We start from the raw sequence: 15,765 nt of genomic DNA on the forward strand, positions 1-15,765 counted from the left end.
TCTCATCGATTTTGCTCGGGGTTCCATTGGGCGTAACGCTGACCGCGCAGGAACTGCCACAGGCCGGTGCTCATTCCGGCAAGGGTCACCAGAAGGAAGGCGGCGAGGCGAAAGGGTTTGGGTAAGCGGTGTTGCGAATCCAGCAGGCCGGCAATGGCCACCGTGTAGCCGAGCAGTTGCGCGATCAGGCTCAGGCGATAGAAGCCGTGATCCTCCCACAGCCAGAAATTGCTCAGCAGCAACGGCAGCAACAGGATCGGCGCCAGACGCCGGATCAGCTTGTGGCTGATCAAGGCAAGCGCATACAGGCCGTGGGTCAGCGGATTGAGCAGCTCCCGGCGCTGGGCCAGGCTTTGCAGGCCACCCACGGTGACACGCTGACGGCGGCGGAACTGCTTGTCGGCTTCGTCCACGCCCTGGTCGATCACCTGGGCTTGGGGCACGTAGACAATTTTTTTGAAGGCCACCGGCGCGCAGGTGCTGATGAAGAAATCGTCGTTGACCTCCGCCGGCACGTTCTGGAACAGCTCGCGACGCAGGGCGAGCAATGCACCGTCGGCGGAGACCATGCAGCCGGTGCGGTTTTCCACGTAGCGCAGCCAGCCTTCGTAGTGCCGATACAGGCTGTCGCCCACGCTCAAGCCTTTGCCGGTCACCGGGATCACCATGTGCCCGGCGCAGCCACCGACCTGCGGGTCGTTGAGCGGCGCGAGCAAATGGCCGAGGGTGTCGGTGGACCACTGGTTGTCGGCGTCGGTGAACACCAGGATCTCGCCGCTGCTGCTCGCGACCCCGGCATTGAGCGTCGCCGCCTTGCCCTGGCGGGGCAGGTCGAGCACGGTGATGCGCGGGTCATTGACCTTGTGTGCACAGGCCACGGTGTCGTCGGTCGAGCCGTCGCTGGCGAGGATGACGTGCAGCGTGCGGGCCTGATAATCCTGGGCCAGCACGGTGCGCAGTTTTTCTTCGATATGCCGCGCTTCGTTGTGTGCGGCAATCACGATGCTCACGTCCATCGGTTGTGCCGGTCCATGGCGCGGTGCCGGGTAAAACGGCGCCAGCAACGTCAGTAACAGGGGATAGCCGAGGTAGGCGTAAACCGGTAGCAACAGGCACGACCAGAAAATGAATTCAGCCACGGGCGGGCCTCCTGGCATTCCAATGACAAAGACTGAGGATGAACCCGGCACCGGCCAGGTGCAGGCGCACCCAGTGCAGGCCCCAGAGTTGCAGGGTCAGGAGCGTGTCGTGGTGCCTGGCGCTCTGGCGCAGGCTGAGTGCCAGGGCGGGCAGGACGGTCAGCAGCAGCATCAGTGCCCCATGGTGGGGGAAACCGTCGAGCAGGGCGGAAATGGCCATGAAGTCGACCACCCAGGCGCCAATCGACAGCAGCGGAAAGCGCAGCAAGCGCAGGCTCGGACCATGGGTGCGGAGCAATTGCAGATGACTGCCCTGGCGCCACAATTCCTTGCCCATCCATTCCCGCCAACTGCCTTCGTAGCCCCAATGCAGCGCTACGCTTTGGTTGACTGCGAGCAGCTTCGCGCCCGCGTCGACCAGGCGCATGGTCAGCTCCTTGTCCTCGCCGGTACGCAGTTGTTCATTGAAGCCGCCGACCTTGTCGAACCAGCGGCGGCGCATCAACAGGTTGGAACTGGGCAACCATTGCGCGACATGCAGCGGCTGTGTGTCGGGGCGCAAGGTGCGGCGTTGCCAGGCATCGGCGTACCAAGGCGCCTGGGCCGGGGTGTGCAGGTCCAGGCCAACGACATCGGCCTGGCCGCTGGCCTCCAGGTCGAACACCAGCTTGAGCCAGTTCTCGGGCATCTCGACATCGGCATCGATAAAGGCCAGCCATTCACCGCTGGCGATCGCCGCTCCGCGATTGCGCAAGGCGCCGATGAGCAGCCGGGGCAGGACCAGGACCTGGGCGTCGAACTGCCGGGCGATCTGCGGTCCCTGGTCGTCGGAGCCGTTGTCGACCACGATCAACTCGCATTCGATGTTGGCCGCATCGGCGGCCTGTTGTGCCGCCTGCAGGGTCCGGGCGATGTGCCGGGCCTCGTTGTACATCGGGATGATGATACTGACGCGGTTCATGCCCTGGCCTCCTTTGGCGGGGCTTCTTCGGCTTTCATGCGCAGTACGCTGGTCAGCGCGAGCATGATCCACAGGTACTTGTGGTTCGGCGCGCTGAGGAACATCAGGAACAGCGTCAACGACAGAAAACTCATGCCCAGGTGGGTCATCACATCGGCCTGCGCGGCGTCCCCTCGCAACAGCCAGGCACGACGGGCACGCATCAGGTTGTACATCCCCAGGGCCAGCATGCCGACGAACATCAGGCCGGCGGGAATCCCCAGCTCACTGAAGATCTCCAGGTAGGTGTTGTGGGCGCGACGGTACAGGTCCTCGGTCTTGCCGGTGATGGAAAAGACCTTGGCATAACCGGTGGTGGCGTAGTGCAGCGGGAACGTGCCGGGGCCGGTGCCGAGCAAGGGGTTCTCGGCGATCATGGCGCTGCCGACCACAATGTAGGAGGCGCGACGGCCCAGGGACGCGTCCTGGCTCTTGGCCCCGGAACTCAGGATGCTCAGCGACTGGATGCGCTCCACGTAACCGACCGGCATCGCATAGAGCCCCAGCGGAATCACAATCGCCAGGCCGAGCATGGCAAAGCCCAGGTGGCGCGGACGAATGCGTGGCAACTGCGCACGGTAATGCCACGCGCCGATCAACAGGCTGAGGAACAGCACCACCAGCCCCGAACGGGATTCGGTCTTGGTCATGCCACCGAGCAACAGGAGGGTGCAGGCTCCCCAGAACAACCGGTGCAAAAGGTTATGGCTGCGCACCACCAGCAACAACGCCATGGGTACGGCGAAGGCAATCAGCAGGGCAAAGACGTTCGGGTCCTTGAGCAAGCCGGAGGCGCGGCCCTCGTCCTGGTATTTGACGGAAAACATGGCCATGGCGCAGGTCACCGCGACACTGATGGCAACCAGCCGGGCGAACATGTCGAGGTTCAACTCACGCCCCACCAGCAGGGTGATGACAAACAGAATCAGGCCGACGCTCAATTCGCGCAGGTGGCCCAGGGAGATGCCCATGTCGTCGGTGTTCAACAGGCTCAGCAGGTACAGCAACATGAACCCGACCAGCAGACGCCAGATATTGCTGCGCAGGCGGTCGGCCGGGATCTGGTGAATTGCCAGTTGCAGCATCAGGATCAGCGCCAGCGAGGCCCCGAGGAACTTGGAGCCCGACAGCGCGTTGTCCTTGAACAGACCCTCGAACGGCAGGATGGCGACAATGCCCAGCAGGCCCCAGGCAGGCTTGCGGTACAGCACCGCGACACCCACCAGGCCCAGCACCGCGCCCGGCGCCAGATACGGATAGGGGCTGGCCAGCAAACCGAGGCAGACCAGGCCGAGCAAACTGACGATCGAGAGCGGAAAGATCACGCGCGTGCCTCCCGTGCAGTGCGGATGTAAAGCTGCGACCAGCGTTCGGCCAGGGCCTTGAGGTCATAGCGATCCCGTTGCGTACGTTTTGCGTTGTCGATCAACTCGCCGGCCATGCTCGGGTCACCCAGCAGCGCGCCGATCTGGCGGGCGAGGGCGGCGCTGTCGGTGGGCGCGGCGAGCAGGCCGTTGTGGCGGTCCTGCAAGACATCGGGAATCCCGCCGACGCCGAAGGCCACCACTGGCACTCCGGCCTGCATCGCTTCGAGCAGAATCATCGGCGTGCCTTCGGTGCGCGAGCTGATCACCAAGGCATCGAGTTGCCGCCACCAGGCGCCCATATCGGTCTGGTAGCCCGGCAGCGTGATCCGCGACTGCAAACCTGCCTCGTCGATCCGTGCCTGCAGGCTTTCGCGTTCCGGCCCATCGCCGAGCATCACCGCATCCAGTTGCGGGTACTGCCGACACAAGGGGATCAGCGCATCGAGAAACAGGTCAGGGCCTTTTTCACTGCTCAAGCGTCCGACGTAGCCGGCCAGCCAGCGTTGACGTGCGCCACTGTGCGGCAGCAGGTCGTTGGCCGCCGGCAAACCGTTGGGGATCACCTGCAGCTTGTCCGTGCGTACATTGGCCTGGCGGTGCAGCGCGGCAATGCTCTCGGCGACACACACCACCCGGTCCACCGAGGCCGTGCGGCACAGTTGCAGGCTCAGCCAGGTGTAGAACTTCTGCTTGCGACTGCGCGGGGTGAAGCCGTGCTGGGTGATCACCAACGGCAGGCGCAGCAGCGTGGCGCCGACCCAGCCGAACAGCAGGCCCTTGAAGTTGTGCGTATTGATCAATGGCCGCAGGTCCCGTCGCTGGCGCAAATGCCCCAGCAACTCGCCCAGGCCCGCACAGCCCAGGCAATCCACACCGGCCTGGCGAAAACGCGCGATCAGTTCTGGCGGCGCATCGAGAAACAGCACCAGGTGCTGCCCCGGCGTCGCCAGGCAATGATCCAGCAGCATCCGCTCGGCCCCATAGAAGCCGCCGCTGCTGAGCAAATGAATGATCGGCAGGTCGCGGGTGGTGCCGAGCGACGCGTTCAATTGCGCACCCAATGCACGAGGGCCGGAACGCTCCAGTTTTTGTGCGGATTGTTCGGCTGGGTGCTTTGATCGTTGATCACCAGCAGCACCGGCAAGTCCAGTTCATGGGTGATTTGCCCTGGGTGCTTGAAGCGGTGGTCGAAGAACTCACGCACGTAGACCAGGGCAATCGCCAGCAGCAAGCCGGTGAACAGGCCGAATGGAATGATCAGCAACGGCTTGGGAAACGCCGCTTCGGTCGGTTCGAACGGCGGGCTGAGCACCCGGGCGTTGGACAGGTCGTTGTCCAGCGCGCGCGACGTGCTGCTTTCGGCGAAGCGCTGAGCGTAGGTGGAGAACGCCGCGTGCAGCGCGTCGATCTCGGTGTCCATCTGGCGCAGCTTGCTCTGGGTTTCCTGCAACTGGTGGATGCGGTTCTTGAACTCGGCAATGCGCGCGGTTTTCTGCTCGATAACCGAGCTGATCGTCTCAAGGTCGCTGGTGCGCTCCTGGATCCGGTTGGCGACAACCTTCAGGAATTGCCCACGGGTCCGGGTGATTTGCTCACGTGCCAACAGCATCGGCTCACTGTTGGGCTGAAAGATCGCCAGGTCGCTCATGTAGCGGCCGACCAGGGTCGTCAGTTGCTCACCCAGTTGCTTGATCTCGCGATCTTCGAAAGCGACGTTGTCGACCGTGGTGGTGAAGGTGTAGGGGAAGGTGTAGTCGTTGAACCGGGCGCTGTTGGCGATGGCCAGGTTGGTTTTCAGGTAGTCGAGCCAGCGCTGGCTTTGCAGCAGGCGGTCCTGGTACAGGTTGAGCGCTTGCTCCTCGGTGTTGATCGCGTTGAGGCGGAAGGTGATTTCTTCCTTGGGGTCGGACGAACCGATGCTTTCGAGCAAGGCCAGGCGATTAGCCTCCAGGCCGTCGAGACGCACCTGATATTGCAACTTCTTTGTTTCGTAGAAGCTCTGCGGCAGGTCGATCGATTGCATCTCCTGGCGGCTGACCAGGTAGTTCTGCAGCAGGGCGGCGACGAACCTTGTGCCTTGGGCCGGGTCAGGGAAGCTGTAGACGATCGAGATCACGTTGGAGCCCGGCAAGGTTTCGACCTTGAGGGCGTCGGACGCTTCCTGGGTGAGGGTATCGAGCACGGTGTCGCGCACCGGATCGGTTTGCAGCCCGAGCAGGCTGCGAACCGGGTTGACCACGTGTTCGCGAATCGGATTGGTCACAAACCGTTTGATCGGCTGCATCACCAGTTTGTTGAAGACGCCCACGGGCGGTGTGTACTCACCCTTTTCGCGCAACTGGCCGATGGTCTGGCGGATCAAGGCCGGCGAACGCAGGATATTGCTCTCGGTCTCCATGTCCGCCAGCGACGGCGGAATGAAGGACGCGTTTTCCTGGTTGAGGGTGCTGGTGGCATCCCCCTGGGAGAGTTTCTTGGACTGCACGATCACCTGGGCGGTGATATCGAAGCTCTGCTTGAGCATCAGCGGCAAGACCACGGCGATCACTGCAAAGACCAGGAAGACTCGCTTCACCAACTGCTTGTTGGCGAAGAAGATCCTGAAGAACTCATGCAGGTAGTTTTCCTTTGGATTCATGACGGGGCACCTGTGAGTTAGTTGCTGCTGTTGTCGTTTTTGTTGTCGACGCGGTAGCTGAAGCTGAAGCCCACGCCCTGGAACAACACGACGTCCGCCAGTTGCCGTGCGAGCTCACCGGCGCTGGCCAGCTTGGTCTTGGGCACGTACAGCATGTCGTCCGCTTGCAGGTAGGCGATCTGCGAGGCATCGCCGGACAAGGCCTTCTCTACGTCATACCGATGGGCGACCACCTGGTTGCCGTTGCGCCGCATGATCATCACCGAGTCCAGGCGTGCCTTGATGTTGGAGCCGCGGGCCATGGTCAGGGCTTCGAGCACCGACACCGGACGGCGGATCGGGTAGGAGCCCGGCTGGCCGACTTCGCCCAGTACATAGATTTCGTTGCCGGCGGTAGACTTGAGCAGCACGTCCACGGTCATGCGACCCGGCAAGGTGGCGTAGCGTTTATTGAGGTAGGCCTCCAGCTGGTTGACGGTCATGCCTTGCAGCGGCACGGCGCCGATTTCCGGGAAACTGGCGTAGCCATCGGTGCCCACGGTGATTTCCCGGCTCATGCCGGTGCCGGGGTGGTTGAGCGTGGACTTGAGGTTCTGTTCATTGGTCAGCGGGCTCACCAGGTTCACCGACAGCTGATTGCGGTTGGGCTGGAACAGCTGTTTGCGGTCGTAGGCGCGCTGAATCACCTCACGAGCTTCATCGCGGGTCAGACCCTCGATTTTCACCGAGGTGTTGGCCCCTGGCAGTTCGATGGTGCCATCGGGCAGCACCAACTGGTTGCCGTTGAGCTGGCTGGCGGCGGTGAAGTTCAGCGCGATCATGTCCCCGGACTGCACGCGATAGGCGTCCGAACCACTGGTGCTGATGTGGAAGATCACGTCCAGCACATCCTGTGGGCGCAGGGTCTGCTCGACCTTGGGCACGTCGGTGGCCTGGGCGTTGGCCGGTGGAGCCGTGAGGATTTGCACCGGCATGCTTTGGGATTGGTCGGAAGTGCTGGAGCAACCTGCGAGGGGCAGCAACAGCAGGACAAGCATCTTGGCGTTCATGGCGTCATCCTTATCTGATTGCTCACAGGTTTTTGTACAGCCACTTGGGCATGTAGTACTTGCGTCGGTTGAACACGCTGCCGACCAGCTTCGCTCCGGCCTGGCTCAGGCGCTGGGCCGCGGCCTGGGCCACTTCCCAGCGGGTGTCTTCCGAGCGCACGACCATGACCACGCCGTCCACCTGGGTGCTGATGACCAGGGTGTCGGAGGCCGAATACACCGCATCGCCGTCGATCACCACGAACCGGTACTGGCTACCGAGTTGATTGAGCAAGGGGCTCAGGCGTTCGGCTGTCAGGTGTTCGTTGCCACGGGAATGGCGACCGAACGGCAGCACGTGAAAGGGCAGGCTGGAGACGTCCACCACGCAGTCCTGCAACAAGGGCGGGCTCTGGTCGTTGAACAACAAGTCGCGAAACCCCCGTTCCCTGGTCAGCCCCAGCTGTTGCGTGAGGTTGGTCGCCGACTGGCTGGCGTCCACCAGCAGCACCAGGCCGCTGCTCATCTGCGCCAGCTGACTGGCCAGCGCCAGGGCGCTGGTGGTGGTGCCGGCGCCGGGGTTGGCGGCGGTCAGGAAAAGGATCCGCAGGTCCTGGTCGAGCACGGTCGATGTCAGGTTGGACTCGCTCGGGCTGGCAATGCTGAGGCTTTTAGCAGTTGAACCGTCCATTTAACTCGCTCCGTGGCCGCTGAATACTTTGAAAGGGGTTTTCAACAGAATCTTCAAATCAAGCAGCAGGCTCTGTTGGGCGATGTAACGCAGATCCAGCTCAACGCGCTGGTCGAAGTCGATATTGCTGCGCCCGGAGATTTGCCACAGACCGGTCATGCCGGGGTAGATGCTCAGGCGCGCCAGATGATTGTCCTTGTAGCGGTAGGCATTGAACGAAGTCGGCCGGGGGCCTACCAGGCGCATGTCGCCGGTCACCACGTTGAACAGGTTCGGCAGCTCGTCGAGGCTGGTGCGTCGCAGGAAACCGCCGATACCGGTGATGCGCGGGTCCTTGTCGATCTTGAAATCGATGGCGTCGGCGCCGTGCTTGTTCAGGTACCGCAGGGACTCTTTGAGCTCCTCGGCGTTGGCGACCATGGTGCGGAATTTGTACATGCCGAACAGGCGGCCGCGGTAACCGGTGCGCTTCTGCACGAACATCACCGGCCCCGGGCTGGTGAGTTTGACGGCCAGCGCGAGCCCCAGCAGCACCGGCGAAATCAGCACCAGGATCACCAGCGCGCCGAGGCAGGCCATTACGCGGTTGGTGCGCGACAGGGTCCACGGCCGGCCACCGTCGCGACCGGTCACCCAGCCACGGCCCTGCATGTGGATGGCTGCGTCCATTCGCATGCGGTGCTCGGGGTCCATGCGCTTGTCCCTGCGCATTTTTTCCAGGGGCACACTTTTCTCATGACCAGTCATAAATCCTCCGCAGAGTTCAGCCGCGCGCGGCGTAGGCGATAGGCAGTTAGTTAGTGTTGATCAGATTATTGCTTAGTTAATTAATTCTGATCGGTTTCTTGCTTAGTTAATTGGTATTAATCAGTTAATTACTTTGTTAGTTAGTGTTGATTAATTAATTACTTGGTTAGTAGTAAGCACGGAACCAGGCAACGAAGCGCCCCAGTCCCTCATCCAGCTCGATCCTTGGCTGGAAATCGGTCGCGCGGGCCAGGTCGCTGGCATCGGCGCAGGTGTTGAGGACATCGCCGGGTTGCAGAGGCAGTAGCTCGACCCGGGCTTTTTGCCCCATGTGTTTTTCCAGTAACGCCAGATACTCCTTGAGCTCCACCGGATGCTGGCCGCCGATGTTGAAGATCCGCCAGGGCGCCATGCTCGTGGCCGGGTCCGGTTGCTCGCGGTCCCATCGAGCGTTGGCTCGCGGTGGGCTTTCGATCAGACGCGCGATGCTCTCGATAATGTCGTCGATGTAGGTGAAGTCCCGCTGGTGCTCGCCGTAGTTGAACAGCTTGAGTGGGCGTTCTTCGGCGATGGCCCGGGCGAACTGAATCGGCGACATGTCAGGCCGTCCCCAGGGGCCGTATACCGTGAAGAAGCGCAGGCCGGTGCAGGGAATACCGAACAGGTGGCTGTAGCTGTGGGCCATCAGTTCGTTGGACTTCTTGGTCGCGGCGTACAGCGACAGCGGATGATCGACACCATCGCGCACCGAGTACGGTGTGTGCTGGTTGGCGCCATACACCGAACTGGACGAGGCGTAGATCAGATGCTTGACCGGGTGTTTGCGGCAGCTTTCGAGGATGTTCAGGAACCCGCTCAAGTTGCTGTCCAGGTACGCCCGGGGATTTTCCAGGGAGTAACGCACCCCGGCCTGGGCCGCGAGGTGGATCACCACTTCGGGTTGTTCGTTGGCAAACAGTGCCTCGATGGCCGTGGCATCGGCCAGGTCAATCGTTGAGAGCGGGAAAGGGCGTGCCTGCTCCTGCACCCAACGCACACGATCGTGCTTGAGTTGCGGGTCGTAGTAGCTGTTGAAGTTGTCCAGGCCGAACACCTGATGTCCATCGCGCAACAGTCGCAACACGCAATGGGCACCGATAAAACCGGCCGCTCCAGTGACCAGAATCTTCATGGACGCAAGGCCTCGGGCACGATGTGGCGCAGGCCAATGCCGCAGTAGTGCAGGCCGGCGGCCGCCACTTGTTCCGGGTTGTACAGGTTGCGTCCGTCGACGATCACCCGTGCACGCAGCTTGCTCGCCAGCGTGTCGAAGTCGACCACACGGAAGTTCTTCCACTCGGTGCAGATCACCAGGGCATCGGCGTCTTCGAGTGTGTCATCGCGGGTGGCGCACAGATGCAGGTCGTCGCGGTAGCCGTAAAGGCGCCGGCATTCGGACATGGCTTCCGGGTCGTAGGCCTGCACGCTCGCGCCTTCGGCCCAGAGGGCTTCCATCAGGTAGCGGCTGGGTGCTTCGCGCATGTCATCGGTGTTGGGCTTGAACGCCAGGCCCCACACGGCGATGGACTTGCCGGCCAGCCCGGCGGGAAATTGCGCCTTGAGTTTGCTGAACAGGATATGCCGCTGGTGGTCGTTGACGTCGGTCACGCTGCGCAGCAGCTTCAGTGGCATTCCGGCGTGTTCGGCGGTGTGCAGCAGGGCGCGCAGGTCCTTGGGAAAGCACGAGCCGCCGAAGCCGCAACCGGGGTAGATGAAGTGGTAACCAATGCGCGGGTCCGAGCCTATGCCTTTGCGCACGGCTTCGATATCGGCGCCCAGCAACTCGGTGAGGTTGGCCAGTTCGTTCATGAAACTGATGCGCGTGGCCAGCATCGCGTTCGCCGCGTACTTGGTCAGCTCGGCGCTGCGGTTGTCCATGAACATCAACTTGTCGTGGTTGCGGCAGAAGGGCGCGTAGAGATCGCTCATCTGGTCACGGGCTTCGTCGTCACTGGTGCCGACGATGATCCGGTCCGGGCGCATGCAGTCGGCCAGGGCGCTGCCTTCCTTGAGAAACTCCGGGTTCGACACCACCCGTACCTTCAGCGAACCTTTGCCGCGACGCTGCAACTCTTCAACGGCGGTGGCACTGACCTGGTCCGCTGTGCCCACCGGCACCGTGGACTTGATGATCAGAGTACGGTCGGCCTCCATTAAATTGGCAATCTGCCGGGCCACGTTCAGCACATGGCTGAGGTCGGCCGAACCGTCTTCGTCGGCGGGTGTTCCGACGGCGATGAAGATCAGCTCGGCGTGCTCCACCGCATCGCTGGCCTGGGTGGTGAAGAGCAAGCGACCGGCCTTGATGTTTTCTTCAAGGGTGCCGGAAAGTCCTGGCTCACTGATCGGTGGTACGGCCTGTTGCAGTTGCCGGATCTTGTTCGGATCGATGTCGACACACAGGACACGATGTCCGACATCAGCCAGTGCCGCGGCTTGAATCAGGCCAACGTAGCCCGTACCAAATACGCTCACGTCCATACTGGCGTGCCTCGTAAGACGGTGGAAAGTTGCGAAATAAGACTGTCAAAAGGGGTATAGACGAGCCTTGGCAAACCGTGTCAGCAAATTGGCATGTCGAATGGGCAAGACAACCCCCAAAGTTGGGGCCATTTGCCATTAAAGTCGCACCACTATTGGGGTTTCCCCGATTTTGGGCTCTTTTCGAGATTTTCAATTAAACGATGGACGGTCGTAAGTCTTGAAATACAAGGGCTGTAGCTGCTCGAGCGCGTCAGATTTGAGTCACCTGTTTTTTGACGCTTTATCCCGAAGTCCGCCAATTCTTACGCAAAGATGGCACGGTGCTATCGTCAAGAAACGACCGACAAACTATTGGCGATCGACCTGGAAAATCGTTGCAAACACAATGAAACGATCGGTCGACGGCGGTGCCCGGAGCGAGCAGTTTTTAGAATGAGGTCAAGCCTTGGGCAGGCACGGGTCAGTTGCTCTACCTTGCCGGGTTCGCCAGGCTCCCGGCGCGCACCCCAGCCACCGCAGGCAAGCACGGTTGAAGCTTTGCACATCGCTGTAACCCAGACGGTCGGAAATCTCCACCAGCTCCAGGTCCGTTCCCTGCAAAAAATCTTCGGCCCGGTAGCGGCGGTATTCGTCGAGCAACTCTGAAAAACTCCAGCCCAACGCCTTCAAGCGTCGGGCGGCGGTGCGCTCGAGCAAGTGCTGGGTGGTACAGAATTGCTGCCAGTTGGCCTCGGCGAGGTCGCCGATCAAATGGTCGCAGACTTGCTCCAGCAAGGTCGGTTCGCTGTTGCGTCGGGTCTGCTCCAGCAGTTCGACCAGCGTGTGTTCCAGTTCATGATTGCCTGGCGTCAACGGGATGACGAACAGCTGTGGATCGAGGCGGATCGAGTGCTGCGCCTGCCCCCATTGCACCGGTGCGCGAAAGGCTTGTTGATGTTCCTGCGCATTGGCCGTGCAAGCACCGGCCAGTCCGACGCCCAGAATCGGATCACGCTCCAGGCCACTGGCGAGGAATTTGCGCCGCAACATGCTGCACAGGCTGATGAGGATGTAATCGGTGGTTGCCGCGCTGGTTTTCACGCTGCCACGGTCGAGCAGGTGCAATTCGACGCTGTCGTCGCCGCGCACGATCTGCGCCTGGAAGTGCCCGTTGAAAAACGGAAAGAAACGCACGAAATACTGGCAGGCGCTGTCCAGTGAGGCGGCCACGTCGAACAGGTACGTCAGGCCGTTGGTGGCGGTGGAAACGAAACGCCGGCCAGCCGCCAGGCCGATCAGCGGGTCGCCGGTCTGCTCCAGGGCAAACGCCCAGAAGCGCCGCGACATGAACAGCGGAATGCGCATGAATGGCGTGCGCAACTCGAACAGGCTGCGGCGAAACAGGCCTTCGATACTGTCCCGGTCCACGCCACGGGCCAGCAACTCTTCGATGGCCGGCAGCAGGGTCGGCGCGTAGAACGCATTGGGTATCGATTGATCGTGCAGTGGCTGATCGCTTTTTGTCATGTAGGGCTCACAGCTTGTTCCGGAACACTGGTTAGGCTGCCCGACGTTAAGCGATTTGCCGGAGCAAGACCATGCTTGATTTACGCCAGCTCGATTTGAACCTGTTGCTTGCCTTCGATGCGATTTACCAGCAGCGCAGCGTCACCCGTGCGGCCGAGGTGATGTGCCTGTCGCAACCGGCCATGAGCAATGCGTTGCGTCGCCTGCGCGAATTGTGCGGCGATCCGCTGTTCATCAAGAGTCGCCTGGGGGTGACGCCGACACTGGTCGCCCATCGTCTGGCCGACTACGTGCGTGCCGCGCTCGAGTCATTGCGCGATGGCTTGCGCATGATTCCCGCCGCGCGACAGAACAATCCGCTGCTGCGCATCAGTTGTCTGGACTGCCTGCAACCGGTGCTGCTCGATGCCTTGCTCGAATCGCCCCACGCCGATTGGCAGGTGCGTTACTTCCAGCCCCGGCGCCGTGACGCCTTGCAGGACCTGGCCAGTGGCAAGCTGGATATCCTGATCGACCTCGACCAGCCCCTGGCCGGGCTTGCCGGCCTGCACAAACAGGCATTGCCCGCCGACCATTACGTGTTCGCCTATGGCGCTGCGCTCAAGGAACCGCCGCGCACCCTGCAGGCGTATCTGGAGCAGCCGCAGATCCAGGTGTCGAGCCGCCGCGACGGGCTCAGCCCGGTGGACTTGCAGCTTGGCTTGAAAGGCCTGCGCCGCAATGTGGCGATGAGCACCCAAAGCACCCTGGCGGCAAAGCTGATCGCCGATCGCCAGCCGTTCGGCATCAGCCTGCCAAGCCGGGTCGCCAGTGTGCTGGGCCTGCAACACGTGCCGCTGCCCCTGGATGAACCGGTGGAATTGAAACTGGCGCTGTACATCGAATCGCGTTATCGCTTCGAGCGCAGCCGCGAGGAGGCGATGCATTGCCTGCTGCGCGCCCTCGGTGAGCCCCGGGCATTGCAGGCGCTGGTGCGGCGTGCGTGATGCTCACATATCCAGGGTTGTGCATTGCATTGTGGCGAGGGGGCTTGCCCCCGTTCGACCGCGAAGCGGTCATAATACCAATGCAGGGTTCTACTTGAAGAAATGGGCAGACAGTTTTGGGGCCGCTTCGCAGCCCAACGGGGGCAAGCCCCCTCGCCACAGGGATTGTGCAACTGCTTGAAGGGGCTAATTCGACGCCAACAAGCGCCGGTCAACCGACAGCACCGCATCGACCATCGCCAGCGCGGCCGGTGTCAGGGAGTGGCCGGCGCGGCTGACGATGCCGTAGTGCAATTGCAGGCCGGGGTCCTCCTTGGGCACATCGGCAAATTCCAGCAGGCGGATCAGGCCCTGGTCGACCAGTTCGGCCAAGGCCTCCACGGTGGCGATGCCCACCGCGTCGGAACGCATCACCACGCGGCGGATGGCGTCGAATTGCGCGCATTCCACGCTCGGGTTGAAGTCCGCCTCGCCCTGCACGTCGGCGAGGATCTTGCGGATCATCGGCGGTATTCGCGTGCCGACCACCGCGTAGTCGAGCAGGACGCGCAGGGACATGTTCTGCTGCTGCACCAAGGGATGACCGACACGGCAAAAGAACCGCCCGCGTCGAGGGCGCAACAGCTGTACATGATATTGCGGGTCGCCGGTGAAGTACCGCGCGTCGGCCACGAGGAATTCGATTTGCTGCTCACGAAGCCAGACCGCCAGTTGCTCCCAGTCGCCCTGGTGGAAACTGATGCGGATCGCCGGGTGGGCCTGGATGAATTCCGCCAACGCCTCGGGCACCAACACCTGGGCCGGGTACGGGCCGCAGCCGAAGTGCAACTCGCCACCGGTCAGGCCGTTGTATTGCGTCAGTTCATTGTGCAAGGCCTGGCTGCCGGCGAGCAGGCGCCGGGCATGTTGCAGCACCAGTTCACCCTGGCCAGTCAGGCGGAATTCGCGGCTGCTGCGTTCTACCAGCGCGCAGTCGAGGTCGCGCTCCAGGGTCTGGATGCTGCGACTGAAGGCGGGCTGGCTGAGGTTGATCGCCTCGGCGGCCCGACCGAAGTTGCGGTAATCGGCCAGGGCGACAAGGTGGCGGAGTTGTCGTAGGTCCATCATGCATCTCCTGCATTCGGCGGATACTTTTAATGCATTGGATCGATAGCACAGAGGCTGGCATAAGTACACGCCTGTCTTCTCGCCGTAACTTGCCATGACCAGCCAACCGTTCATTTCCAGCGCCTTCACCCGCACCATTCTCAGCCATGCCCGGCAGTCCGGACTGTGCCAGGACCAACTGTTGGAACGGGCCGGCATCTGCCTGTCGTTGCTCGAAGGGCAGGACCTGCATGTGCCCGTGCACTTGGTCGAACGCCTGTGGAGTGAATGCGAACGTGCGGGCGCGGGGGTGTCGTTTGGCTGCGATCTGGTCAATGGCATGGCGACCACTACGCTGCGGGGTTTGAACATTCTGCTGGACTCCGCCGCGACCCTGCGTGCGAGCCTGGCGTGTTTCACCGACTTCCTGCCACGGGTGACCAACTACGTACTGGCGGAACTGGAGGAGGGTGACGGGCAGGCTCGTCTGCACTTGCGCAGTGTTGACCGGCAGCCGCATTTTTTCGGCCTCGATGCGGCGACCCTGACGTTGGTGCGCAATATCGCCCGACGTTTGGGGCGTGCGCCGGCCGAGGTGTTCGTCGCGGTCCACCTGACGCCACAACAGGCTGCCGGGCAATGGTTGCGTAGCGCTGGTGTCGAGGTGCTGGAGGGTTCACATCCGTGTCTGAGCCTGCCGGCGGCCAGTCTTGATGAGCCTCTGCTCGGGGCCAATGGGTTTTTGCATCAGAGCATGTTGCGGCACTGGCAGACTGCGGCGGCGCAGCATACCCGCAGTGACAGCCTGGAGATGGCGCGGCACTGGTTGACGGCGGGGGATCAGCCGATCGAGCGGATTGCCGAGCGGTTGGGGTATCGGCAGCCGAGTAATTTCATTCGGGCGTTTCGTAAGCAGTTTGGGATTACGCCTAAGCAGTTTCGCCTTGGTTTGTAGGTGATGGGGTCGGTGTACATATCCGTTTCTGCGGTAATGGCGGCTGGCGGTTTCGCCCTTACGGCGAGTCCCTTTTGTCAAACGCCCCAAAAGGAACCA

Annotated in this window: 14 protein-coding genes; 2 read left to right on the forward strand and 12 right to left on the reverse strand. The window is 62.1% G+C overall.

Annotated elements, in window-relative coordinates; translation table 11 throughout:
- Window positions 1–2: 2 nt before the first annotated feature.
- The 11 genes from VC35_RS26760 to VC35_RS26810 form a co-directional block, all read right to left on the reverse strand.
- Window positions 3–1,139: a glycosyltransferase gene (locus tag VC35_RS26760; RefSeq protein ID WP_046043664.1), complete on the reverse strand. Its 1,137-nt coding sequence runs from the start codon at window positions 1,137–1,139 to the stop codon at window positions 3–5.
- Window positions 1,132–2,100 carry a glycosyltransferase gene (locus tag VC35_RS26765; RefSeq protein WP_046043665.1) on the reverse strand — a complete coding sequence of 323 codons (969 nt, stop codon included), beginning with the start codon at window positions 2,098–2,100 and terminating at the stop codon, window positions 1,132–1,134. Before VC35_RS26765 ends, VC35_RS26760 begins: the two co-directional genes overlap by 8 nt.
- Window positions 2,097–3,464, reverse strand: a complete 1,368-nt coding sequence (locus VC35_RS26770; protein ID WP_046043666.1) for an O-antigen ligase family protein — start codon at window positions 3,462–3,464, stop codon at window positions 2,097–2,099. Before VC35_RS26770 ends, VC35_RS26765 begins: the two co-directional genes overlap by 4 nt.
- The gene (locus tag VC35_RS26775; protein ID WP_046043681.1) at window positions 3,461–4,555 is read right to left on the reverse strand and encodes a glycosyltransferase family 4 protein; all 1,095 of its coding nucleotides are present in this window, start codon (window positions 4,553–4,555) and stop codon (window positions 3,461–3,463) included. Before VC35_RS26775 ends, VC35_RS26770 begins: the two co-directional genes overlap by 4 nt.
- A complete protein-coding gene (locus tag VC35_RS26780; protein ID WP_046043667.1) occupies window positions 4,552–6,144 on the reverse strand; it encodes a GumC family protein in 1,593 nt (530 codons plus the stop codon). Before VC35_RS26780 ends, VC35_RS26775 begins: the two co-directional genes overlap by 4 nt.
- Window positions 6,145–6,161: 17 nt before the next feature.
- Window positions 6,162–7,193 (reverse strand): polysaccharide biosynthesis/export family protein, encoded by a 1,032-nt coding sequence (locus VC35_RS26785; protein ID WP_046043669.1) that lies wholly within the window; start codon window positions 7,191–7,193, stop codon window positions 6,162–6,164.
- 22 nt (window positions 7,194–7,215) lie between these two features.
- Window positions 7,216–7,863, reverse strand: a complete 648-nt coding sequence (locus VC35_RS26790) for a CpsD/CapB family tyrosine-protein kinase (protein WP_046043670.1) — start codon at window positions 7,861–7,863, stop codon at window positions 7,216–7,218.
- Complete coding sequence (locus tag VC35_RS26795; RefSeq protein WP_046043672.1) at window positions 7,864–8,610, reverse strand: sugar transferase; 747 nt, start codon at window positions 8,608–8,610, stop codon at window positions 7,864–7,866. It abuts the gene before it with no gap.
- A gap of 166 nt (window positions 8,611–8,776) precedes the next feature.
- Window positions 8,777–9,781 (reverse strand): NAD-dependent epimerase, encoded by a 1,005-nt coding sequence (locus VC35_RS26800; protein ID WP_046043673.1) that lies wholly within the window; start codon window positions 9,779–9,781, stop codon window positions 8,777–8,779.
- On the reverse strand, window positions 9,778–11,130 hold the full coding sequence (locus tag VC35_RS26805; RefSeq protein WP_046043674.1) for a UDP-glucose dehydrogenase family protein: 1,353 nt from the start codon (window positions 11,128–11,130) through the stop codon (window positions 9,778–9,780). The genes VC35_RS26800 and VC35_RS26805 overlap by 4 nt, the downstream gene beginning before the upstream one ends.
- A gap of 441 nt (window positions 11,131–11,571) precedes the next feature.
- Window positions 11,572–12,639 (reverse strand): AraC family transcriptional regulator, encoded by a 1,068-nt coding sequence (locus VC35_RS26810; RefSeq protein ID WP_046043675.1) that lies wholly within the window; start codon window positions 12,637–12,639, stop codon window positions 11,572–11,574.
- Window positions 12,640–12,710: 71 nt separating this feature from the next.
- On the opposite strand from VC35_RS26810, the gene VC35_RS26815 reads away from it, so the two are divergent.
- Complete coding sequence (locus tag VC35_RS26815; protein ID WP_046043676.1) at window positions 12,711–13,625, forward strand: LysR family transcriptional regulator; 915 nt, start codon at window positions 12,711–12,713, stop codon at window positions 13,623–13,625.
- A 186-nt stretch (window positions 13,626–13,811) separates the two neighbouring features.
- Here VC35_RS26815 and VC35_RS26820 read toward each other — a convergent pair whose 3' ends face one another.
- A complete protein-coding gene (locus VC35_RS26820; RefSeq protein ID WP_259674451.1) occupies window positions 13,812–14,732 on the reverse strand; it encodes a LysR family transcriptional regulator in 921 nt (306 codons plus the stop codon).
- Window positions 14,733–14,826: 94 nt separating this feature from the next.
- Here VC35_RS26820 and VC35_RS26825 point away from each other — a divergent pair, with 94 nt between their 5' ends.
- Complete coding sequence (locus tag VC35_RS26825) at window positions 14,827–15,666, forward strand: AraC family transcriptional regulator (RefSeq protein ID WP_046043678.1); 840 nt, start codon at window positions 14,827–14,829, stop codon at window positions 15,664–15,666.
- Window positions 15,667–15,765 lie beyond the last annotated feature (99 nt).

The sequence above is a fragment of the Pseudomonas fluorescens genome (assembly GCF_000967965.1).
GTDB classification, from domain to species: Bacteria; Pseudomonadota; Gammaproteobacteria; order Pseudomonadales; family Pseudomonadaceae; genus Aquipseudomonas; species Aquipseudomonas grandcourensis.